The 22325-nt window shown below is 67.8% G+C and carries 16 protein-coding genes and 2 tRNA genes; 7 read left to right on the forward strand and 11 right to left on the reverse strand.

Features of this window, described 5'->3' with window-relative positions:
• Nucleotides 1-422 precede the first annotated feature (422 nt).
• A complete protein-coding gene (locus ACPYN9_RS02780; RefSeq protein ID WP_424463701.1) occupies nt 423-1238 on the forward strand; it encodes a hypothetical protein in 816 nt (271 codons plus the stop codon).
• 132 nt (nt 1239-1370) lie between these two features.
• On the opposite strand, the gene ACPYN9_RS02785 is transcribed toward ACPYN9_RS02780, so the two are convergent.
• The 5 genes from ACPYN9_RS02785 to ACPYN9_RS02805 all read right to left on the reverse strand — a co-directional run bounded on the left by ACPYN9_RS02785 (nt 1371) and on the right by ACPYN9_RS02805 (nt 7667).
• Nucleotides 1371-2156: an SDR family NAD(P)-dependent oxidoreductase gene (locus ACPYN9_RS02785; protein ID WP_424463703.1), complete on the reverse strand. Its 786-nt coding sequence runs from the start codon at nt 2154-2156 to the stop codon at nt 1371-1373.
• Nucleotides 2157-2390: 234 nt separating this feature from the next.
• Entirely contained in the window at nt 2391-4070 is a 1680-nt protein-coding gene (locus ACPYN9_RS02790; protein ID WP_424463705.1) for a DUF2867 domain-containing protein, read from the reverse strand.
• 132 nt (nt 4071-4202) lie between these two features.
• A complete protein-coding gene (locus ACPYN9_RS02795) occupies nt 4203-5201 on the reverse strand; it encodes an anti-sigma factor domain-containing protein (RefSeq protein ID WP_424463707.1) in 999 nt (332 codons plus the stop codon).
• Nucleotides 5198-5758, reverse strand: coding sequence for an ECF RNA polymerase sigma factor SigK (gene sigK / locus ACPYN9_RS02800; protein WP_424463709.1), 561 nt, complete (start codon nt 5756-5758; stop codon nt 5198-5200). The genes ACPYN9_RS02795 and sigK overlap by 4 nt, the downstream gene beginning before the upstream one ends.
• Before the next feature lie 112 nt (nt 5759-5870).
• A complete protein-coding gene (locus ACPYN9_RS02805; protein WP_424463711.1) occupies nt 5871-7667 on the reverse strand; it encodes a cytochrome c biogenesis protein DipZ in 1797 nt (598 codons plus the stop codon).
• Between the two features lie 286 nt (nt 7668-7953).
• On the opposite strand from ACPYN9_RS02805, the gene ACPYN9_RS02810 reads away from it, so the two are divergent.
• From ACPYN9_RS02810 to ACPYN9_RS02820, 3 genes are all read left to right on the forward strand, one after another.
• The gene (locus tag ACPYN9_RS02810) at nt 7954-8637 is read left to right on the forward strand and encodes a fasciclin domain-containing protein (RefSeq protein ID WP_424463713.1); all 684 of its coding nucleotides are present in this window, start codon (nt 7954-7956) and stop codon (nt 8635-8637) included.
• 284 nt (nt 8638-8921) lie between these two features.
• Nucleotides 8922-9194 carry a GlsB/YeaQ/YmgE family stress response membrane protein gene (locus ACPYN9_RS02815; RefSeq protein ID WP_424463715.1) on the forward strand — a complete coding sequence of 91 codons (273 nt, stop codon included), beginning with the start codon at nt 8922-8924 and terminating at the stop codon, nt 9192-9194.
• Between the two features lie 122 nt (nt 9195-9316).
• Nucleotides 9317-10054: a potassium channel family protein gene (locus tag ACPYN9_RS02820; RefSeq protein ID WP_424463717.1), complete on the forward strand. Its 738-nt coding sequence runs from the start codon at nt 9317-9319 to the stop codon at nt 10052-10054.
• A gap of 80 nt (nt 10055-10134) precedes the next feature.
• Here ACPYN9_RS02820 and ACPYN9_RS02825 read toward each other — a convergent pair.
• From ACPYN9_RS02825 to ACPYN9_RS02840, 4 genes are all read right to left on the reverse strand, one after another.
• A tRNA-Met gene (locus ACPYN9_RS02825) sits at nt 10135-10208 on the reverse strand.
• 35 nt (nt 10209-10243) lie between these two features.
• A tRNA-Thr gene (locus tag ACPYN9_RS02830) sits at nt 10244-10315 on the reverse strand.
• Nucleotides 10316-10411: 96 nt separating this feature from the next.
• Nucleotides 10412-11683, reverse strand: a complete 1272-nt coding sequence (locus tag ACPYN9_RS02835; protein ID WP_424463719.1) for a M23 family metallopeptidase — start codon at nt 11681-11683, stop codon at nt 10412-10414.
• A gap of 252 nt (nt 11684-11935) precedes the next feature.
• Entirely contained in the window at nt 11936-12793 is an 858-nt protein-coding gene (locus ACPYN9_RS02840) for an inositol monophosphatase family protein (RefSeq protein ID WP_424463721.1), read from the reverse strand.
• Between the two features lie 126 nt (nt 12794-12919).
• On the opposite strand from ACPYN9_RS02840, the gene ACPYN9_RS02845 reads away from it, so the two are divergent.
• The 3 genes from ACPYN9_RS02845 to ACPYN9_RS02855 are packed head-to-tail and all read left to right on the forward strand — an operon-like array spanning nt 12920 to nt 16742.
• Nucleotides 12920-13705: a DeoR/GlpR family DNA-binding transcription regulator gene (locus tag ACPYN9_RS02845; RefSeq protein WP_424463723.1), complete on the forward strand. Its 786-nt coding sequence runs from the start codon at nt 12920-12922 to the stop codon at nt 13703-13705.
• Nucleotides 13702-14709, forward strand: a complete 1008-nt coding sequence (locus tag ACPYN9_RS02850; RefSeq protein WP_424463725.1) for a 1-phosphofructokinase family hexose kinase — start codon at nt 13702-13704, stop codon at nt 14707-14709. Before ACPYN9_RS02845 ends, ACPYN9_RS02850 begins: the two co-directional genes overlap by 4 nt.
• Nucleotides 14706-16742: a PTS fructose transporter subunit IIABC gene (locus ACPYN9_RS02855; protein WP_424463727.1), complete on the forward strand. Its 2037-nt coding sequence runs from the start codon at nt 14706-14708 to the stop codon at nt 16740-16742. Before ACPYN9_RS02850 ends, ACPYN9_RS02855 begins: the two co-directional genes overlap by 4 nt.
• A gap of 477 nt (nt 16743-17219) precedes the next feature.
• Here the strand turns inward: ACPYN9_RS02855 and nhaA are convergent, their stop codons facing one another.
• Both nhaA and ACPYN9_RS02865 read right to left on the reverse strand, forming a co-directional pair.
• The gene (nhaA, locus tag ACPYN9_RS02860) at nt 17220-18695 is read right to left on the reverse strand and encodes a Na+/H+ antiporter NhaA (protein ID WP_424463729.1); all 1476 of its coding nucleotides are present in this window, start codon (nt 18693-18695) and stop codon (nt 17220-17222) included.
• Between the two features lie 248 nt (nt 18696-18943).
• Nucleotides 18944-21988 (reverse strand): aminotransferase, encoded by a 3045-nt coding sequence (locus ACPYN9_RS02865; RefSeq protein ID WP_424463731.1) that lies wholly within the window; start codon nt 21986-21988, stop codon nt 18944-18946.
• Nucleotides 21989-22325 lie beyond the last annotated feature (337 nt).

Below are 22325 nucleotides of genomic sequence, written 5' to 3' on the forward strand. Positions count from 1 at the left end.
GCAAGGTCGACACCGACACGTGCAACGCCGCGAGCGAATTCTGTCGACCCGAGCGACCTCAGATCGCGCGTGCTGTCCACAGAAGCGCACGAAGGTCACCGTTCGGGCACGAGCACTTCTAGCCTCGGCAAATGACAGCACAGAGCGAGCGGGGACGCGCTCGGGACGAGTCCGCACCTCGACCGCCGCAGAGCGGGCCGGCAGCTCAGCGGCGGCGAAGACAACGACAAGGGCAGCCAAAGCGCCGGGCGAAAGAGCGCATACCCCTGCCAGAGACGCTCCGCACGGCCGGATTCACCGTCGCCCAGGCGTACGAGGCGGGTGTGGGCCGCGGACGGCTGGACAACTCGAACCTGGATCGCCCCTTCCACGGTGTTCGTGTCGCCCCGCCCAGCAAGGAGGTCGTTGCCAGGCTTACGACGATGACCGAACTCGAACGGGCCGTTGAACTCCTCCGGATGCGCGACGTGAGCTACGCGGCGAGGGCACGGCAGCGGCAGGCGTACGGTGCGGTCTCTGCCGCCCGCATTCTGGGGCTCCCACTGCCTGCCACACTCGCGCGAGACCCCCGGGTGCACCTGATTGTTCCGCAGGGCTTCAGTTCATCGTCACCGCGCGGAACAATCACTCGGATTGTGCCGCAACGCGCCTGGCGCACCTTCGAGTTCGACGGCCTCCTGCTCCCGTCCCCAGAGCTCATCTTCTGCCTGCTCGCCCGAGACCTTGACGTCATGAACCTGCTGGCGCTCGCGGACGCGCTCGTCACGACCTCACACTGGTACCCATCCCGGCGTTGGCTCGGCGCGCTCTCGACGCCAGAGCTGCTCGCCACCGCTGCTACCGACTGGTCGCCGTGCACGGGGGCTTCGCGTCTCCGTGAGGTGTTGCCGCACATCCGTCTCCGCGTTGAATCCCCCTACGAGACGATGATGCGCTTCCTATTGGAGCAGTCTGGCTATCCGACCCTCACCGTGCAACACCTGCTGTACGACCGCGCCGGGCGCAAAGTCGCGCGCGGCGACTGCGCTGACGAGCAAGCGCGCATCCTCTACGACTACGACGGTGACGGGCATCGGACCAGCCGTAGCCAATGGCAGAAGGATGTCAGGCGGGCGCGCAGGGTCGCGACCCTCGACTGGCATCCCGAGCGCGTCGTGCTCGCCGATCTCTGGCCCAACCCGTCAGCCTTTATCACCCACGCGCAGGACCTCCGAGCCCGGCGCCTGGCGGAACGCTGAAGCGCCCTCGCCCGGGGCATCCACACGAGAGATACAGGCTCCTGCGCTGAGGAACATGCAGATCCCGTGTGGATGCCCCGGGCGAGATAGGTAGGTGCGCGGGCCGGGGGCAGTCGGGGCGGGCGGGGTGAGTTAGCTGAACTGGATGCCGCCATCGACGAGGATCGTCTGGCCGGTGACGTAGTCGGAATCTTCCGAGGAGAGGTAGGAGACGAGCTGCGCGACGTCGTTCGGCACGGAGACTCGTCCGAGGAGGATGGACTTGGCGTTCTCGGCGAGCGCCTCGCCCTTTGCGAGGCCCTGCTTGGCGCCGAGCTTCTCGTCGATGAGGTCCCACATGGCGGTGCCGACGATGCCGGGCCCGTACGCGTTGACCGTGATATTGTGCTCCGCCCATTCCATGGCCGCGGCCTGCGTGAGTCCTCGCACCGCCCACTTCGACGCCGAGTACGGGCCGAGGAGCGCAAACGGGCGGAACGCGACGATCGACGCCGCCCCGATGATCTTGCCGCCGCCACCCTGCTCGATGAACTGCCGGGCCGCCGCACGGTACTGGTAGAAGACGCCGGTGACGTTGACGTCGAGCACCCGCTGGAAGTCGGCGCTCGAGTAGTCGAGCAGCGACTCGACCTGTGCGATGCCGGCGTTCGCGACGAACACGTCCAGCTTGCCGGCCTTCTCCGCGGTAAACGCGACGAGCGCGTCGACGGATGCTTCGTCGGTGACATCGACGACGGCTCCCGTTGCGCGGCCTCCCGCGTGCTCGATGGCGGTGACGGTTTCCTCGACGCCCGCCTGTGCCCCTTCCAAGTCGGCGACGATGACGTGCAGGCCGTCACGGCCGAGACGTTCTGCGATTCCCTTGCCGATGCCCCGTGCTGCTCCGGTGACGATGGCGACGCGCTGTTCGGTGCTCATGGGTCCTCCTTGACTCGAGCGGCGCCTGCGCTCCGATGCGCGGCGCTCGCTGCGAGGCTACGGAGCGGTCATCGCATGCAGGAAGGTGCGCTCTCGCTGAGCGAGAACGCGCCGGAAGGGCGCCGGATGGGCGCCGAGGGGAGACAGACACACGAGGAATGCAGGTTCGTCAGGCAACGAACCTGCATTCCTCGTGTGGATGCGCCCGGCGCGGGTGCGGAGGAGGGGGCCCGCTCAGTCGTCGGCGTTGGCGGCGGCGGTCGCGACGATGCGCGACGCCATGGTGGCGAAGATGAAACCGTGGAACGGGTAGACGGCGGCCCAATAGAGGCGACCGAGCAGCCCTTGCGGGAAGTACACGGCGCGCTGTTCGTAGCGTGAGCGGATGCGCTCACCGTTCTCGGTCTCGTCGCCCCGCGCATCCGACTCGCCGTCGCCGTCGCCGACGGGCACTGCCCGCATCTCAAGCCAGGCGAGGCCGGGAACGCGCATCTCGGCCCGGAGGCGGAGGAGCGAACCCTGTTCGCCGCCTCGCTCGATGGTCTCGACGCGCCAGAAGTCGAGCGCGTCGCCTTCTGCGAGCCGGTCTGGGTGCGTTCGTCCGCGACGCAGGCCGACCCCGCCGACGAGCTTGTCCATGACTCCGCGAGCGCCCCAGAGGAGTTTCGACGAGTACCAGCCGTTGTCGCCGCCGATGCCCTCGATGACGCGGAACAGTTGCTCCGGCGACACGGTGCTTTCCTTCGACTGTTCGTCGGTGAAGACCGTCTGCCCGGCCCAGTCTGGGTCGGCGGGCAGGGGGTCGCTCGGCGCGCTGTGCACGTTCGCGTCGCGCCAGCTCGTCTCGGTCGCGCGCTGCTTCTCGCGTCCGAGGGCAAGCTCGACGGCCCGCAGGTACGTCGTGAGGCCGTCCTCTGGGGGCGGGATCAGCGCATCCACGTCGCGATTCTTGACGACGCACTCGTTCTGCAGCGACTCGACGAGCGGACGCGCGATCGACTTCGGGATGGGTGTGACCAGGTTCACCCACCTCGAGGCGAGGCCGGGCGTGAACACGGGCAGGGAGGCGATGGCGCGCTGCCGGAGGCCTGCTTTCACGGCGTAGCCGTTCATCATCTGCCCGTATCGGAGCACGTCGGGGCCGCCGATGTCGAGCGGGCGGTTCACGTCGCCTTCGATGCGAGCGGCGCCGAGGAGGTAGTGCAGCACGTCGCGCACGGCGATGGGCTGGATGCGGTTGCGCACCCACTGGGGGGCGGGCATGTAGGGCAGGACCTCGGTCAGGTGCCTGACCATCTCGAACGACGCCGAGCCCGACCCGATCACGATGCCGGCCTGCAACACGATCGTCGACACGGGCGAGTTCAGGAAGACCTCGCCGACCTCCTTGCGGGAGCGGAGGTGCTTCGAGAGCTTCGCGTCGTCGGGGTGGAGCCCACCGAGGTAGACGATGCGGGAGACGTTCGCCTTGGCTGCCTGCTCGGCGACGTTCTCGGCGAGCTGCAGGTCGGTGCGTTCGAAGTCCGACCCCGAGCCCATGGCGTGCACGAGGTAGTAGACGACGTCGATGTCTTGCACCGCTTCGCCCACGGCCTTCGGGTCGTCGGCGTCGCCCACGACCACGTCGACCTCGTCACCCCAGTCGTAGGCGGCGACCCTCCCCGCGTTCCTCGCGAGAACCCGCACACGGTAGCCCGCGGTGATGAGCCGAGGCACGAGGCGCCCTCCGAGGTAGCCCGTCGAGCCGAAGACCAGCACGCGCGGTGCCGATCCGTCTGGGCGCGGAATCGCTTTGAGCGCGGGCTCGTTGCCGGTCGGCGCGGGCGTCGCCGGCGTGGAGCTGTTGGCGGGTGCGCCTTCGGTCGGGATGCTGCTGCCGGACTGCGCGGATGGGGGCCTGCCTGGGGATGCCATGGTGGTGAGGCTATGACCCCAGACTGACTGCAAGGTGATGGGGTGACCGTGGAACGCCGAGACCCCCGACCGGCATCGCCGTTCGGGGGTCTCGGGTCGCTGCTCTCGCTCGCAGCTCGCTTCGCGTGGCGGTCAGCTCTGCACCACGGCGATCGGTGGGGTCGTGGGCTCGCCGGTCGCCGATCCACCCTTCGACTCGACGGTGACGCCCACGGCCATGCCAGGTGCGAAGGTGCCGTCGAGCACGCGGACCGCGGGTGCGCCATCGGCCATGGTCAGGATGCCGGCGGGCGCGGGCCCCTCGCCGTCGATGTACCAGAGCTCGTAGTCGTTCTCGGCGGGGAGCTGGGCCATGCCGTGGGCGACGACGGCCGACTGCCCGAGTTCCTCGGACCAGTAGACCGTGACGGTCCCTCCGCCGGCGACCTCGGTGCGGGCACTGTCGACGTCTGAGGCGGCGAGGATCAGCGCGACGTCACCGCTCGCCAGTGGCGGATCTTGGCTGTCCTGCCCGAAGCCACCGAAGGCCAGACCTCCGCCGAGGAAGAGCCCCACCGCGACGACAACAGCGGCGGTGGCGGCAAACATCGCCTGGGCGCTGTTGCGGAACCAACGGCCGCGGGCGCGGGTTTCGACGGGACCGAAATCGTCCTCGCCGCTCCCCTGGCTCGATGTGCCCCCACCGACGGCGACAAGACGGCGATCGTCGTCGGCGTCGCTGTCGGACGCCGCATCGTCGTCGTCAGCCACGGCGCGGAGCGTGCGCCCCGTCTCGCCCTCGGAACCGTCGAGGTCCGACGCTTCGGCGCGCGGCGCATCCGCTGCCTGCTGGCGGCCGGCCGAGGCAGCAACCTCACGTTCGTCGCCGACCGGGTTCTGCTGCGGGAAGCTGTCGAGCTTCGCGAAGAGCGCGTCCTTCATGGATGCGGGAGGCTGGACGGGCTCGACGGCGAGCGCCAGCTGCGCGGCCGCCTCCTGATAGCTTTCGAAGTCTTCGGCGAGCTCGCCGTCCTCGAGCAGCTTGTTCATCAGCGCCCGGTCAGCGGCGTCGTCGAAGTCGTTGGCCGAGAGCGCCTCAGCAGCCAGCAGCTGCTCCAGCTCCTCGCGTTCACGATCCTGTTCGTTGCTCATGACTCCACCCCCAACTCTCGTCGCAACCGATTCATTCCGTCTCTGATTCTCGTCTTCACCGTGCCGAGCGGCACCTCGAGCCGTTCCGCGATCTCACTCTGCGTGAGACCCCCGTAGTAGGCAAGCGTGACCGCTTCACGCTGTTGATCGCTGAGCTTGCTGAGCGCCTGCTGCGCCCTGCGGTGCTCGATGCTGATCTCCGCTGACTCGGCGACGTCGTCGCGTTCGCCCTCGAAGTCGCGCACCCCGATCTTCAGGTCCCGGTCCTTCGACGCCTGCGACGCACGCACTCGGTCAATGGCTCTTCGGTGCGCGACCGTCAGCATCCACGTCGTCGCCTTGCCCTTGCTCGGCGAGTACGTCGCGGCGGTCTGCCAGATCTCCAGGAGCACCTCCTGCGCGACCTCCTCAGACTGCGCCTGGTCGACGAGCACCCGGCGAATGAGGCCGAGCACACGAGGTGCCATGAGGTCGTAGAGGGTGGAAAACGCTTCCTTGCTGCCTGTAGCGGTGCGCACGAGAAGTTCCTCGATCTCTCCTATGGCTTCGCTCACCATCTCAGCTTGCCATCTCGCGAAGGTTTCGCGAATTCGGTTGACTTCGACCTCACTGTGAAGGAAGGGGTGGGGGCCCTCAAGGAAGGCCGGCACTGGGACGTTCGGCCGTGTCTCAACCGAAGGTGAATGAGTAAGCATCCACGCCACCTCCCAGCGTCACGGTCAGCTCGCCCTGCTTGCTCTCGTCGCCTTCGAAGAGCAGGTACGAGCCCGGGTTGCCTTCGACCTGGATCTCGCGCGGGCCGGTGCCGTCGTCGACGGTCACTGTTCCCGAGCCGCCGAGCACCATGCGAATGGTCGAGGCGGTGTACGAGAGCTTGATCTTGCCGTCGGAGTCGCTTCGGATGCCCTGCGAGTCGAGGTTGAAGTCACCCTCGAGCGCGAACGTATCCTTCGGGAGCTCCGCGGGGAAGCTGAAGCTGCGGTCGCCCTGCCCGTAGTCGCCTTCGCCCGCGTAGTTCACGACCTTGGTCGGCATGAGGTAGGTCTCTGGCGTGGTGCTGCCGAGCTCCGGCGTGGTGTCGGAGGTGTCGGTCTCGCCAGGGAGCTGCACGTCGGGGTTGGCTTCCTTGAGGAGGTCGCGGATCTGCGCTTCCGTTTCCGCGTAGCCGCCCTCACCGAAGTGGATGGCGCGCACGGTGCCGTTGGCGTCGATCAGGTAGTGCGCGGGCCAGTACCGGTTGCGGTAGTTCGTCCACGTGCCCAGGTTGTTGTCGAGGGCAACCGGATACTCGATGCCGAACTCGTCGATGGCGTTGGCCACGTTGGAGGCCTCCTTCTCGAACGCGTACTCGGGCGAGTGCACACCGATGACCTGCAGGCCGGAGTCCTTGTAGGCCTGGTCCCAGGCGGTGACGTGCGGGATGGAGCGGATGCAGTTGATGCAGGAGTACGCCCAGAAGTCGATGAGGACGACCTTGCCCTCAGCGGCCTGCGCGGCCAGTTGCACTTCTTCGCCGTTCGGTGTGTTCATCCACTCCTGGATGTCGAGAATCTCGGGCGCGGGACCGCAGTCGCCGAGCTCGGGGTCACCTGGTGTGCAGTTGGTGAGCTGCTCGTTCTGCTCGTTGACGAGGCCGCCGAAGGCGAGTGCTTCTTCGACCTGCTCGTTCGAGTTGAACTGCTCCTGCAGGCCAGCCGTGTAGTCGGGCACGAGGCGCTGCAGGATCTGCGGCAGGTTGAAGACGAGGCCGATGGCGAGGGCGATCATGACGATGCCCGCGGTAATGCGGATGCCGCGCTGGTGCTTGCGGAACGCCTTGACGCGCTCGCCAACGCGGCGACCGGCGAGGGCGAAGATGAGCAGCGGGATTGCGGCGCCGATACCGAACGTCACCGTGAGGATGACGGTCTCGATGCCGATCTGACCGGTCGAGCCTGCGACGGTGATGGCCGCGAGAACCGGGCCCGCGCAGGGCACGTAGACGGCACCGAGCGCGATGCCGAGCAGGAACCCGCCCCGGTCGGTGTTGACCTGCTTTTGCGGGATCCACGAGAACGGCTTCTCGAGCAGGTGCTCGAACTTCGGCACGATGAGGCCGATTCCGATGAGCACCAGAACGATGATGCCGGCCCAGCGCAGCACATCCTGCGGCAGGCCGAGCAAGCTCAACAGCAACGAGCCAAGCAGCGTGAAGACGCTGAAGCTCGTGACGAGGCCCAGGATGACGAGGTACGGCCGGGCGGATGCGCGCCGCTTCGTCGTGCGCTCGCTCTTGACTCTCGTCTTGAGCGCGCCCTCGTCGGGCCCATCGGCCCCTGGATCCTGGGCCCCGGTCTCCAGCTCCTCGTCGCTTCGTGCTCCCTGCACGCCGCCCGAGAAGAAGATGACGGGCAGCACGGGGAGGATGCACGGTGAAATACCCGTGATGAGGCCTCCAAGGAAGCCGATGAGTCCTAGCGAGATCATGTTGTGCTCCCTGCAGCGTGGCTGTCAGGCGGTCGTTGATGCCTGTGCTCTGAGTTCGGAGCGGTGCCCGCATCGGTTTGCCTCGGCAGGAACCAAAAGCGGTGGATCGGTCCGATTTCTGCGCCCGGAACGCACATAGAGAAAAGAGGACTCAGACACGTCGCTTTTGGGGCCGAGAAATTTATTCCGAACTTTTCCAATCCGCTTCCGCAGGGCCTCCGAATGTCTCAGTGAACCGCAACGGATGCGGCTCCGGCCCCCCGGCCGAGAAATGAGGAGTGAAGTTATGCGCACTATCACCAGGAAGGGCTCACTCGCCCTCCTCTCGCTGGCGGCCATCTCGACCTTCGGCCTGGCAGCCTGCTCGAACTCGGCCCCCACGGCTGAGCCTGACGCCTCGATGGAAGCGTCGCCCATGGAGACCACGATGGAGTCGCCCATGGAGACCACCATGGAGACGATGGACCCAGCAGCCAACCTCGTCGGCCCGGGTTGCGCCGACTACGCGGCACAGGTGCCGGACGGTGCAGGCTCGGTCCAGGGCATGTCACAGGACCCGGTCGCGGTCGCGGCCTCCAACAACCCGCTGCTCACGCAGCTCACGGCAGCCGTCTCCGGCCAGCTGAACCCTGATGTCGACCTCGTCTCGACGCTGAACGGCGGCGAGTTCACGGTCTTCGCACCAGTCGATGAGGCCTTCGGCAAGATCGACGCCGGCACGGTGGAAACACTCAAGACCGACGCTGACCTGCTCTCGGGCATCCTGACCTACCACGTGGTGGAGGGCCAGATCCTGCCTGACGAGATCGCTGGCGACCACACGACCGTCCAGGGTGAGACGGTCACCGTCGAGGGTGAAGGCGACAACCTCACCGTCGGTGGCGCCAAGGTCATCTGCGGTGGCGTCCAGACCGCAAACGCGACCGTCTACCTGATCGACACGGTGCTCATGCCGCCGTCGATGATGTAAGACAGTAGCAACTAACACGAATAACAGATAAGGCCCCGGATCTTGCATCCGGGGCCTTTCTCTGATTTCTTTTCCCGTTTCCATCCGCAGTGCGCGCGAATATCACAACTCGGGCACGGCTTTCCGAGGATTCCCACATAGGATTTCGCCACGGAGATATCCAGGGCACACAATGGGTTGTCCGGTGAAGCACGCAGTCGCACCGACGGAACGTCACAAGCGCTCCGAAGGGGGCAAGCGTCCGACATCGGCGACTACAGTCAACATCGAACTTTGGAGCTCTCATGGGATTCCTCGCATTCCTCCTTCTCGGACTCATCGCCGGGGCCATCGCGAAGCTCATCCTGCCTGGCAAGCAGGGCGGCGGATGGATCGCAACCCTCATTCTCGGCGTCATCGGCGCACTGCTCGGCGGCTGGATCGGCGGCATGCTCTTCGGTGAGGGCGTCGACGCGTTCTTCTCGCTCAGCAGCTGGCTCCTCGCCATCGGTGGCTCGCTCATCGTGCTCCTCATCTGGGGCTTCATCACGAGCCGCGGCAGCAAGAACCGCGCATAGCGCGTCTCGCACCACGACAACAGCGGGCCCCGGCGTTTGCCGGGGCCCGCTGTTGTCGTCTCGCCCGGGCAGCCGCGTCGAGACTGTCGCTTGGAAGACATGCAGTGTGATTCGCTCTAGGCATGACCTCGAGCGCGCCTGTTCCCCATCCTGACCGTGCCGCGGCCCGCTGGCGGGCCCTCGAACGCTGGGAGCGCTTCACGGCCTTCCCCATGTTCCTGGTCGCGATCGCCTTCTTCGCGGCATCATCAGTGCTGCTCATCGACATCGAGCTGTCCGCGGCGACCCAGGCCCAGCTCGCGACGGTTGTCACCGTGAGCTGGATGCTGTTCATCGCCGAGTTCATCGTGCGCCTCGCGATTAGCCCGTCCAAGATCACCTTCGTTCGGTCTCGATGGTTCGACCTGCTCTCGCTATTCGTCGTCATCCTGCGACCGTTCCTCATCGTCGCCTACCTCTGGCGCTTGCCGCTCTTCCGCTACGGCGGAGCTCGCGCGAAGCGCACCCGCAACGTGCTCGCCGTCTCCATCGCCTCGCTGCTGTACGTGTACACGGCGTCCCTCGGCGTCTACCTGGTCGAGCACAGCACCCCAGGGGCGAACATCGTCAGCATGGGCGACGCCCTCTGGTGGGGCTTCACGACCATCACAACGGTCGGCTACGGCGACTTCACGCCGATCACCGTCGCTGGCCGTGCCCTCGCGATCTCACTTATGGTTTCCGGCGTGCTGATTGTCGGGTTCGTGAGCGCGACCATCATGTCCGCGATCCGCGAAGACGTGCACTCCATCGCAGCGAAGCTGAGCCCGCAAGTACCTGGTGGGGCGGATGCGGCCCAGGCAGAGCGAGCGGCCCGCTGAACCGAGTTGCGGGAAGTACGCCGAGACACCGCACAACGCAGAAGACCCGGCCGCCAGAACGGCGACCGGGTCTTCGTCTGTAGCTGGAGCGGGGTTCGAACCCGCGACCTCACGATTATGAGTCGTGCGCTCTCACCAACTGAGCTACCCAGCCCTGGGTGTCGAGAGTGCTTCCGCACCCACGATCAGAGCCCCGAGTCGGGTTTGAACCGACGACCCCTTCCTTACCATGGAAGTGCTCTACCACTGAGCTATCGGGGCAGGATGCCAATCGAGCTTGTGGCTCCGAATGGCACCAGATGAGGATAGCACCTCACGGAACCTCGTGAGAACACCACCCTCGTGGCGCGTCGTGTCTTACACGCCCGAGCTCTCGCCGGGCATCGTGACGACGGTGGACGTGACGTTGAACTGCGTGAGGAACGCAATCGGGTCGATCTTGTTGCCGTCAGCAGTGTGGACCTCGAGGTGCAGGTGGGGGCCCGTGGAAGCGCCCGTGTTGCCGACCTTGCCGAGCTCGTCGCCGACCTTGACGACGTCGCCGACCTGAACCGCGATGGAGCCCGTGAGCATGTGCCCGTAGACGCTCTCGTAGCGCTCACCGTTGATGATGTGCTCGACGATGACGTGCACGCCGAGTCCGCCGTTGTCGGTCGGGGTAACGCTCTTGACCGTACCGCCGGCGATGGAGCCGATGGGCGTGCCCTGAGCAGGAGCGAAGTCGATGCCCATGTGGTTCGTGCTGCCGATGCCGCCGGGCGAGACGCGAGGACCGAAGTCATCGGTGATCGCGACGCCGACCGGGAACGGCCACTGCACTGTCGACGAGAGGTCGTTCTTGTAGGTGCCGCGGTCGACGAGGCTCATGAGGTTGGCCGCCGTGGCCGACCCCATGGTGGTGACCGCGTAGGCGTCTTCACGCTCGACGGTCGTACCCTCGCCACCGGAGACCGTCAGGGTCTGACCGGGCACCGAGGAGACGGCGTCGGCGAGTGCTGCCGAGCTGTCGCCTGCGACCTGGTCTTCCTGCGTGGACGTTGCGTTCGCCGGCATCGTGGAGACGACGGCGATCGTCGCGGCAAAGCCGAGCGCCGTGACGCCGGCGGCGCCGCGGAGGAAGGCGCCGCGCTTCTTGTGCGACGTCTCGGAGTTCTTGACGCGCACGAGGCCACGGCGGCCGGTCTTGCTGTCGACCTCGGGACGGAGTGCCTCTTCGTTGCGAGCAAAGCTCAGCGGAACCTCGAGGACTGCGACGGATGCGCGTTCGATGCGGGCGGTCGACTCGGTGTCGTCAGAACGGATCTGGGCGACCTCGGCGATGCTGGGCGTGTCGATCGAGGCCGGAGCAGGTGCGGGGGCCGATACGACTGCGGCTGCCTTCGCGACCGGTGCGGACTCGACGACCGAGACGACCTTCGGAGCAAGCGCGGCGGTGATGACCGGAGCCGACGACTCAGCCGAGCCTGCGCGCTCTGCTTCGCGACGGGCACGACGCGAGCTGAACGACTCGGGCGCCACGGCTGAAGTGCTCGCGGCGAGCGACGCGAGACGCTCTGCTTCGCGGAGTTCTCGACGGGTCATGGGCGCCGGCTGAGCCTGCTCCTGGCCCGATGTGAGAAGGGAAGTCAACGATTAAATCCTTACCGCGGTTTATAACGAACTGGTAAATAGTAACGCGCAGGTCACGGAAACTTCAAGGTCTCCGGAGAATCGACGACGCCGAGAGTCCACACTAGTCGCACGAGCGACCGCGCGCTCGCCCGTCATTGCAGGGAAGCAGCACCATTTCACCCCCGCAGGAGCCCGGAGCATTTCACCCTCGTAGGCACACACCGGGCGTGGCTCGAGCGCAGATTCGGAGGCTCGGTCCAGGGAGGACCGTTACTCCAGAACCCCGACGTACTGGCTCAGCTCGAGCTCGAGCCCGGGGCGCGCGGCGATGATGAGACGGCGCCCCTCACGCCCAAGCCCCTCGCCGACGACCACGGCTCCGGCCTCACGCGCGACGAGGGCCGCCCCCGCGTGGTCCCAGGGGTTCAAGCCCGACTCGTAGTACGCGTCGAGTCGGTTCACCGCGATGTTGCAGAGATCGAGGGATGCGGCACCGACGCGACGCAGGTCGCGCACGCACCCGGCCAACGCCTTCCACTGCTCCGCCTGCTGCACGCGGCGCTCTGCCGAGTAGCTGAACCCCGTACCCACGAGCGCGAGCTCGAGCGGCGGGGCCGCATCCACCTGCAGCCGCTCGCCGTTGCGCCAGGACCCGAGACCGCGCATCGCGGTGAACGCCTCACGACCCTCCGGGTTGACGACGGCGGCAGCGAGCGTCGTGAAGCTCGACGGCTCAGTTCCCGGGTCACCGACGACAACGGCGACGCTCACCGAGTAGTTGGGGTAGCCGTAGAGGTAGTTCACGGTCCCATCGATGGGGTCGACCACCCAGGTCAGCCCGGTCTCACTCTCCGTCGCGTCCGACTCCTCGCCGAAGAAGCCGTCTCCGGGACGTAGCTCCTCGAGGCGGCGACGGATGTGCGCTTCGGACGCGCGGTCAGAGGCCGTGACGATGTCGACCGACGACGACTTCGTATCCGCTACGGCGACTCCCTTCGCTCGAAGGTCAGCGACAAGAGCCCCCGCCTCGGTTGCGAGCGTGAGCGCTATGTCGAGGAGCTGACGCAGCTGCTCCGGGGCGAACCGGTCAGCGGCAGAGACAGAGGAAGAGGCATCAACTGGAGGCATCGAAGGAGCGTAGCAAGGCACCCATGATCGAGAGATTCTGTGTTTGTCTTTGTTTCTCTTGTTTTATCTCCGTTTGCCCCGTACGCTCTCCACCAGAACCAACACCCGGATCGCACAGGAGCATCCATGTACGCAACGGAGCGGCACGCGCTCATCCTCGAACGCATCACGCAGCACGGAAAAGTCGCCGTGCGCGACCTCGCGAGCGACCTCGACGTCACCCCCGAGACCATCCGCCGTGACCTCGACCAGCTTGAACTCGAGAGCCTCGTCCGCCGCGTCCACGGCGGCGCCGTCAGCAACTCCCTCGGCAGCCTCGCCGAAACCGCTGTCGCCGAACGGCAACCCCTCAACCACGACGCCAAAGTGCGCATCGGAGAAGCCGCCGAACACCTCATCCCCCGAGGCTTCACCGGCTCCATCCTGATCGACGCCGGAACCACGACAGCCGAGATCGCCACGGCACTCCTCCGACGCCCCGCAGACGAACTCGCGAAACTCCAAGTCATCAGCAACTCGCTCCCGATCCTCGCCCAGCTCGCCGCACGCAGCGAACTCACCACGATCGCCATCGGCGGCCGCGTCCGAGGCCTCACCAGCGCCGCCGTCGGACCCAGCGCCCTCACCCAGCTCGCAGCCCTCCGCCCCGACCTCGCCTTCATCGGCACCAACGGCATCAGCGCCGAATTCGGACTCAGCACCCCCGACCCCGACGAAGCCGCCGTGAAATCAGCCATGTGCCGAGGCGCACGCCGAGTCGTCGTCGCCGTCGACGCCTCCAAGTTCAACCAAGACGCCCTCACCCACATCGCACCGCTCTCCAGCGTCGATGCCCTGGTCACCGACCAGCCCCCGCGCGAGGCACTCGCCGCCGCGCTCACCGAGAACGACGTGGAAGCAGTGCTCGCATGATCGTCACCGTCACCGCCAACCCGGCAATCGACAAAACCCTCGCCCTCCCGCACAACCTCGCCCGAGGCGAAGTGCAACGGCTCACCGGCAGCGAATCGCAGGCAGGAGGCAAAGGCATCAACGTCTCCCGCGCCCTCCGCGCCTCCAAGCTCCAGAACCTCGCCGTGTTCCCCGCATCCGCCCACGACGACTTCACGCACCTCGTCGAAGCAGAAGGACTCCAGATGCACCCCGTGCGCATCGAAGGCAAGGTGCGCACCAACTTCGCCATCACCGAAACCGACGGCACCACCACCAAGCTCAACGAGCCAGGACCCCACCTCACCGCAGACGAAGCCGCCGCCCTCGTCTCCGCAGTCGTCGCCGCATCCCGAGACGCCGAATGGCTGGTCCTCGCAGGCTCGCTGCCCCTCGGCCTCGACTCCTCTTACTATGCAACGCTCATCGACGCCGTCCGCTCCGAACTCGGCGACGCCGCGCCACGCGTCGCCGTCGACAGCTCCGACGCCCCCCTCGAAGCGCTCCTCGCATCCGGAACCCGCATTCAACTCATCAAGCCCAACGCCTTCGAACTCGCCGAACTGAGCGGCATCGCCGACGGCGACACCCTCGAAGCAGACCCGCAGCTCGCCGCAGACGCAGCCGCGTGGGCCCTCGAACACGGCGCAGACGCCGTCCTCGCCACCCTCGGCGGAGCCGGCGCCATCTACCGCGACGCCACCACCAGCCTCTTCGCCACCCCGCCACCCACTCGCGTCCGCAGCACCGTCGGAGCAGGCGACTCGTCGCTCGCCGGCTACCTGCTCGCGAGCGTCACCGGGGCCACCCCCGAACGCGCCCTCGCCCAAGCCGTCGCCCACGGAAGCGCCGCAGCTTCCCTCCCAGGCAGCGGAGTTCCATCCCCAGAGCAGACACAGCCGGACCTCGTCCGCATCACCCACCTCGCCATCACCGGCGCACCCAGCAACAACCCCGCAACCAGCACCAAGGAGAACGCATCATGACCACCTACATCACGCCAGGGCTCGTCGCCCTCGACGTCGACCTGGGTGCGGACAAGACCGATGTCATCCGCAACCTCGCCGAACGCGTCGTCTCGCAAGGCCGCGCGACCGACGCCGCAGGCCTCGCCGCAGACGCCCTCGCCCGCGAAGAACAAGGCCCCACCGGAGTCCCCGGCGGCATCGCCATCCCGCACTGCCGCTCCGGCGCCGTCACCGAAGCCACCCTCGCCATGTCCCGCCTCAAGCCAGGCGTCGACTTCGGCGCCCACGACGGCCCAAGCGACCTCGTTTTCTTCATCGCAGCCCCAGACGGCGCACACGACGAGCACCTCCAAATGCTCTCCAAGCTCGCGCGCTCCCTCATGGTCCCCGAGTTCAACGACTCGCTCCGCGCCGCGACCACCCCAGAAGAAATCGTCGCGATCGTCGAGAAAGCACTCGAGCCCGAAGAAGCACAGCCAGCAGCGGCAGCCGCACCCGCGACGCCCGCCGCGAGCGGCGCATCCACCGGCCCCGTCATCGTCGCCGTCACCTCCTGCGCGACCGGCATCGCCCACACCTTCATGTCGGCGGACGCCCTCACCGCGAAAGCCAAGGAGATGGGCATCGAGTTCTACGTCGAACCGCAAGGCTCCTCGAAGGTCACGCCCCTCGACCCCGCCATCATCCAACGAGCAGACGCCGTCATCTTCGCCAACGACGTCGACGTGCGCGACCGCGGCCGCTTCGCCGGCAAGCCGGTCGTGCAGTCGCCCGTGAAGCGCGGCATCGACCACCCAGACGAACTCCTCACCGAAGCCGTCGCCGCAGCCAAGGACCCGAACGCCAAGCGCGTCCCCGCATCCGACGCCGCAGACTCCTCCGAAAACACCGCCAACGAAAGCGTCGGCGCCCGCATCAAGCGCTGGCTGCTCACCGGCGTCAGCTACATGATCCCGTTCGTCGCAGGTGGCGGACTCCTCATCGCGCTCGGCTTCCTCCTGGGCGGCTACGACATCGTCAGCGACGGCCGCAACACCGACATCATCCTGCAGAACTCCCTCTTCAACCTGCCACCAGACGAAGCAACCCGATCGGGCCTCCTCGTCTACCTCGGCGCCGTCGCATCCGCCATCGGCCAAGCCTCCATGGGCTTCCTCGTGCCAGCCCTCGCCGGCTACATCGCCTACGCCATCGCCGACCGGCCAGGCATCGCGCCCGGCTTCGTCGCAGGTGCCGTCGCAGGCATCATGGGCGCCGGCTTCATCGGCGGCATCGTCGGTGGCCTCATCGCAGGTGGCGCCGCCTACTGGATCGGCTCGTGGAACGTGCCCCGCTGGATGCGCGGCCTCATGCCCGTCGTCATCATCCCGCTCATCGGCTCCATCATCGCCTCCGGCCTCATGGTCATCCTCCTCGGCGGACCCATCGCGGCCCTCACCAACGGGCTCAACACCTGGCTCACCGGCCTCACCGGCGCCAGCGCGATCCTGCTCGGCATCATCCTCGGCACCATGATGTGCTTCGACCTCGGAGGACCCGTCAACAAGGTCGCCTACGCGTTCGCCGTCGCCGGCCTCGGAGCCGGATCGTTCGACAACCAGGCACCCTGGATGATCATGGCCACCGTCATGGCAGCCGGCATGGTCCCGCCCCTCGCCATGGCACTCGCCACGACGATCGCACCCCGCCTCTTCTCCCCCGTCGAGAAGGAGAACGGACGCGCAGCATGGCTCCTCGGAGCGGCCTTCATCTCCGAAGGCGCCATCCCCTTCGCCGCAGCCGACCCGCTGCGCGTGATCCCCGCGAGCATTGTCGGAGGCGCCGCAACTGGCGCGCTCACCATGGCGATGGGCGTCACCTCACAGGCACCCCACGGCGGCATCTTCGTGTTCTTCGCCATCGGCAACCTGCTCTGGTTCGTGCTCGCGATCCTCATCGGAACGCTGATCTCGGCGCTCACCGTCGTCGCCCTCAAGAAATGGGTGCGCAAGGCACCGGTCGACGCCGACGTGCCCGTCGCAGCATCGCTGCAGGGCGAGCTCGCCCGCTAGGTCGGTCGCCCCGCGCGGAGGCGCGGACGCTCGGGCGCCGGGCGCGGAGGCCAACACCTCCGCGTCCGGCACGCTCAGTATCTCGGGATGGGTTCCTCATTTCCGGATGGGTTGCAACCCATCCGGAAGTGAGGAACCCATCCCGAGACTCGTTTAATGCAACCCAAGCCTCTGGGAGCGCTGGCTGAGGGCAGCACAAGGCCGCCGTCCCAGCCGACGCTCAAGGTGACGTAGGCCGACGATTCGACGCGCACTGCATGAATCCACAGCCGTCGTCACCTTGGCTGTCAGCACGCCCGGGCGGAGCGTGGCTCTCGCCGAGCGGGTGATCGGCGAGCACCGGATCTCGATGCTCCACGCTGGAGGTGGAGGATCGAGGCGGCCCGAAGCCGGCGGCGCGAAGCAAACGGCGCGTTCAGGCGGCACCAGGCGGCGCGAAGCAGGCGGCCCCAGGCGGGACGCGGCGCCGCGCCGGCCTCAGCGGATGGGGGTCGTGTCGATGTCCGGGACGCCGTCTTCGTTCATGTCGGCGCCGCGCGCCCGGCGGGCGTCGAGGCGCAGCGTGACGGCCGCGAGCGTCGCCGCGATGAGCGTTCCAGCGAGGACGGCGAGCTTTGCGGCGGACGTGTGCTCGCCGTCGGGGAACGACAGCTCCGTGATGAGCAGCGACACCGTGAAGCCGATGCCGGTGAGGAACCCGACCGGCAGGAGATCGCGCAAGCCGATGGCATCGGGAAGCCGAAGCGGGGTGAGCTTCGTGACGAGCGCGGTCATGCCGAGCACGCCGAGCAGCTTGCCGACGACCAGGGCGCCAGCCACCGCGACAAACACCGGCTGTGAGACGACCTCGCCGATGCCTGCGCCGTCGACCACATTGACACCGGCCGCGAAGAACGCGAACACGGGGAGCGCGAAGCCGGCCGAGAGCGGGCCGACGCGCTCGGCAAAGCGATGTGTGCGCGCGGACGCCTCGCCGTGCACGAGCTTGGCAGGCACCGTGAACCCGAGCAGGACCCCGGCGATCGTGGCGTGCACGCCTGACTCGTGCATGAGCGCCCACGCGACGATCGCGAGCGGAACCAGCAGCCACCAGACGGGTCGCTTCGAACGCACGACCACCGCAAACACCGCAATGACGGCGATGGATGCACCGAGCGCCAGCAGGTTCACCCCGGCCGTGTAGAAGACAGCGATGATGACGATCGCGAGCAGGTCATCGACGACGGCCAGCGTCAGCAGGAACGTTCGGAGGCCCCGCGGGAGACCCTTCCCGAAGATCGCGAGCACCCCGACCGCGAAGGCGATGTCGGTGGCGGTCGGGATCGCCCAGCCGCCGACGGCGCCCGGGTCGCCGAGCAGCGTGACCGCAAGCACGAACAGCAGCGCGGGCATCGCCATGCCGCCGACCGCCGCAAGCACTGGGACCGCGGCTTCGCGCGGGTTGCGGAGGCTGCCCGTCACGAACTCCTGCTTGAGCTCGACCCCGACCACGAAGAAGAAGATCGCGAGGAGGCCGTCGGCCGCCCAGGTCGACAGGGACAGATCGAGGTGCAGGGATGCGGGACCGACGACCACTCCGGAGAGGGCCGCGTAGCCGTCGCGCCACGGTGAGTTCGCCCACGCCAGCGCGAACGCGGCCGCCAGGAGCAGAAGGATGCCGCCGGTCGTCTCCCGCGAAATCCACGCACTGAGCTTGGCGAGCGGCCCACCGACGGAGACCGGGGCGGCGAGGGGCTTTGCTGCGGCCGGATGCTCCGCCTGTTTGGAGTCGACGGCCGAGTCGCGTGTGGCCTCCGAGTGAGGCGAGTCCGGCGAGTGAGGCGAGTCCGGCGAGTCTTTGGCACCGGGCGACCTGTTTGAGTCCGGCGAAGCGTTCGAGCCTGGCAAGCTCAGGCCTGGCGTGTGCGGGTCTGGTGTGTGCGGGTCTGGTGCGTTCGGGGGTGGCGTGTTCACGGGGTCTCCCAAGGGTTCGGACCCGTCGCATCTCGACCGGGCCGCCGACCAGACTTCCCGGCACACCGGGGTTCATCTTACCCGGCCCTCGATCCACCGCCGCGGCCCAGGCTCCCGAACGCCGCGAGTCGTAGTCCCGCTCCGCAGCGGTGCTAAGTGCTCTCCGACGAGCAGCGATCGTGCGCGTGAGCGGCACGCTGCTGGGCACGGCACGTTGCTGGGCACGGCACGCTGCTCGGCGCGGCACGCTAGAGCCCGCGGGTGAGCACCTCATCGAGGGCGGCGACGAACGTGTCTGCGCTCTCTTTCGTGAAGCACAGCGGCGGCTTGACCTTGAGCACGTTGCCGCGGTCACCGGTGGGCTGGACGATGATGCCGAGTGCGAGCATCCGGTCGCAGAGGGCGCGAGTCTCGGTGTCGGCCGGTTCGAGGGTCGTCCGGTCGCGCACCAGCTCAACGCCGAGGTAGAGACCGCGACCGTGGATGGCGCCGATCAGGGGCTGCCGCTCCGCGAGCGCGAGCAGCTGGCCTCGCAGGTAGCCCCCGACCTCGTGCGCGTTCTCCTGCAGGCGGTCGTCGCGCATGATGTCGAGCACGGTCACGCCAAGTCTGGCGCTGAGCGTCGACCCACCGGCCGACGAGAAGAAGGTGCCCTGGTCGGCGAGCGCCTGCGCGATCTCTGCGCGCGTGATGACGGCTCCCAACGGATGCCCGTTGCCCATCGCCTTCGCGACCGTCACGACGTCGGGCACGATCGTCTCGCCGTCGATGCCGGCGTGCTGCTCGAAGCCCCAGAAGACCTCTCCCTGACGCCCGTAGCCGACTTGTACCTCGTCGGAGATGACCACTCCCCCGCCAGCACGCACCGCGGCGTAGACCGCGGCGAGGTAGCCCGGCGGGACCTCGATCGCCCCGGCGTTGCCGTTGCGGGGTTCTGCGATGAACGTTCCTACGGGACGGCCGGCCGCAGCGAGCCGCTCGAGCTCGGCGACCGCATCCGCCGCATACCTCGCGCCTGCCCCGTCACCCCGGTGGGTGCCGCGGTAGGCGTTGGGCGCGTCGAAGGCGTGCACCCACGGGGCGCGCAGCTCGGCGGCGAGCGGATTGTCGGACGTCGAGGTCGAGACGGCATCGGCCGCAGAGGACCAGCCGTGGTATGACTCCTCCACGCACGCGACGTCGTCGCGCCCCGTGAACGCCTTGGTCAGCCGCAGCGCGAGGTCGACCGCCTCGGTGCCGCTGTTGACGAGCAGCACGGTGTCGAACGAGTCGGGCAGCGTGTCGAGGAGGCGCTGGCTGAGCTCCGCGACCGACGCGTAGTTGAAACGCGAGTTGGTGTTGAGCATGCGCCACTGCTGCGCAACGACGTCGGCGAGGACGGGATGCCCGTGGCCGAGCGCCGTGACGTTGTTGACCATGTCGAGATAGTGACGGCCGTCGGTGTCGATGAGCATCTCGCGCCAGCCCCGCTCGATCTGCGGCGGATGCTCGTAGTAGTGGCCTTGCAGGGGCGCGTAGGCGTCGAGTCGCGCGCGGAGCGTCGCCTCCGCACCACTTCCGGCGCGTCTCGCGGAGCTCGGCGCGAGCCCGATGAGCGCGCTCGGGTCGCCGACGACGGCGAGCCACGACGGGAACTCCTCGGCGGTGACAAAGCGCGGGACCGGCGCGGCAGCCGCATCCGCTGCGGACACTTCGCCGGCCTGCAGGGTGACCTGCGCCCAGCCTGCGATCTCGGCGAAGGGCTCGCCCGCCTCGACGCGGGAAGGGGCGGCCCTCGCGCCCTCACTCTCGAGCGAACGGCCTTCGACCAGCCCTCGTGCGCCGGCGATGACCAGCGTGCGGTTGCCCTCGGTGAGGGTCACGTGCCCCTCGGCCGCGGTGACGAGACCGCCGAATGGTGCCGTGAGCGCCAGGTCGTGCGTGCTGTAGAGCTCGACGCCGGTCGCGACGTTGACGGGAGCGTCGTGGGCCACACCCATCGAACGCGTGAGCCTCGCCTCGCCGAAACGGGTCGCGGCGAGTCCACCGCTGCGTGCGGCCAACAGCAGGAGCTGCGCCTCCGCCTCGGCACCCTCGTCGCCGAGCCACGCGCCGTCGCGCAGCTCCGTGCTCGTCGAGTCGAGCGTGATGACGCGGGCGCGTCGGGCGAGCTCGGAGTCGAGGAGGGTCGCGTCATCGGCCGTCGTCGAAGGGCCGGCCTTGACGCTGCGGCCGAGCGCGCGCCGGATCGCGGTCGTCGCGACGCGAGAGTCGAGGGCGGCCGGGACGGCGAAGATAGTCCATTCGCGCTCGAGCGCCGACTCGGCGTAGTCGTTGCCCTCGTCGATGGCGACTTGCTGCAGGCCGCTGACAACGAGTGTCGCGCCACGCAGCACGATGAGCGGCCAGAGCGCGTCGATCTCGGCGTCGGTCAGCGGAACGACCTCGTCGAAGGCGCGGATGAGCGGCACCACCGCGAGCGGGCGCGCGGGGTCGTGGTGGAACACCGCTGTGCAGGCCACGGCGAGCTCGGCGACGCGCCAGCCGGTGGCGACGTCACCGAAGTCGATGATGCCCGACAGCTCGGGGCGGCCGAGCGCCCCGGCGGTCGCGACGAGGTTGTCGTCGGTGAGGTCGCCGTGGATGGCCTGGAGCGGCAGCGACTCTTTGAGCGGGGCGAGCAACGCCGTCGCCTCCTCGAGCGCGCCGAGCACAAACGCCTGCCGCTCGGGGTCGGCGACGTAGGTGATGAGCTCCTCGACGAGCTGCTCGCCGACCCGCAGGTCCCACTGGAGTTCGCGGTCGAGCCCCGGGTGCTGGAAGTCACTGAGCGTCGCGACGGCCTGCCCCACAAGCGTGCCCATGGCCGCGATCGTCGTGGGCGAGAAATGCTCGAAGTCGATCAGTGGGGTGCCGTCGACGAACGTCAGGAGACGGATGCTGTGCGGCGCCCCGTCGACCGCTGCGGTCTCGATGTCGCGGCCGTTGACGCTCGCGAGCGGCGCCGGCGACGGGTGGCCAGCCACGTGCATCCGCCGCATTGCCTCGTTCTGCGCCTCGATCTCGTCGCGGCGCACGGCGCGGTTGCTGATCTTGAACAGCACCTGACGCCCGGCAGGGTGCGAGGGCGAGGCCGTCTCGGTGAAGAGGAAGTTGCGATCTTGCTGACTGCCGAGTTCGCGCACGTCGCCAGTGAGGCCGTAGAGCTCGCTCGCAAGGCGACGCACCTCATCGAGGGTGACATTGGGGCGTGGCAGGCCCTCGGCAAATGACGCACTGCCCGCTGAGTAACTGCCCTCTGAGTATTCGACCACCGCTGCTCCCCTTCGAGTCGCCGACCGTCACGCGGTCGAACCGAGGCAATGCTAGCGGCGGGCACCGACATTCGCGGATCACGGCGGGCCGCCCAGGCGAACACCCGGAAGTGCCTCCAGTTCTCGGGATGGGTTTCTCACTTCGGGATGGGAAAGAACCCATCCCCAAGTGAGAAACCCATCCCAAGTCGAGACAGCCGAGCGAGTCGAGACAGCGAGCTGGCCGAGCGGGCCGAGCGGGCCGAGCGGGCCGAGCGCCGCCCCCGTTACTTTCTTCCTACCCGGTTGAGGAGTGATCCTTGGAGGGTGTTGGCCATCCCGGGCTCGGCATGATTCC

This window comes from Pseudoclavibacter helvolus (genome assembly GCF_049707175.1).
In the GTDB taxonomy this organism is placed as follows: domain Bacteria; phylum Actinomycetota; class Actinomycetes; order Actinomycetales; family Microbacteriaceae; genus Pseudoclavibacter; species Pseudoclavibacter helvolus_A.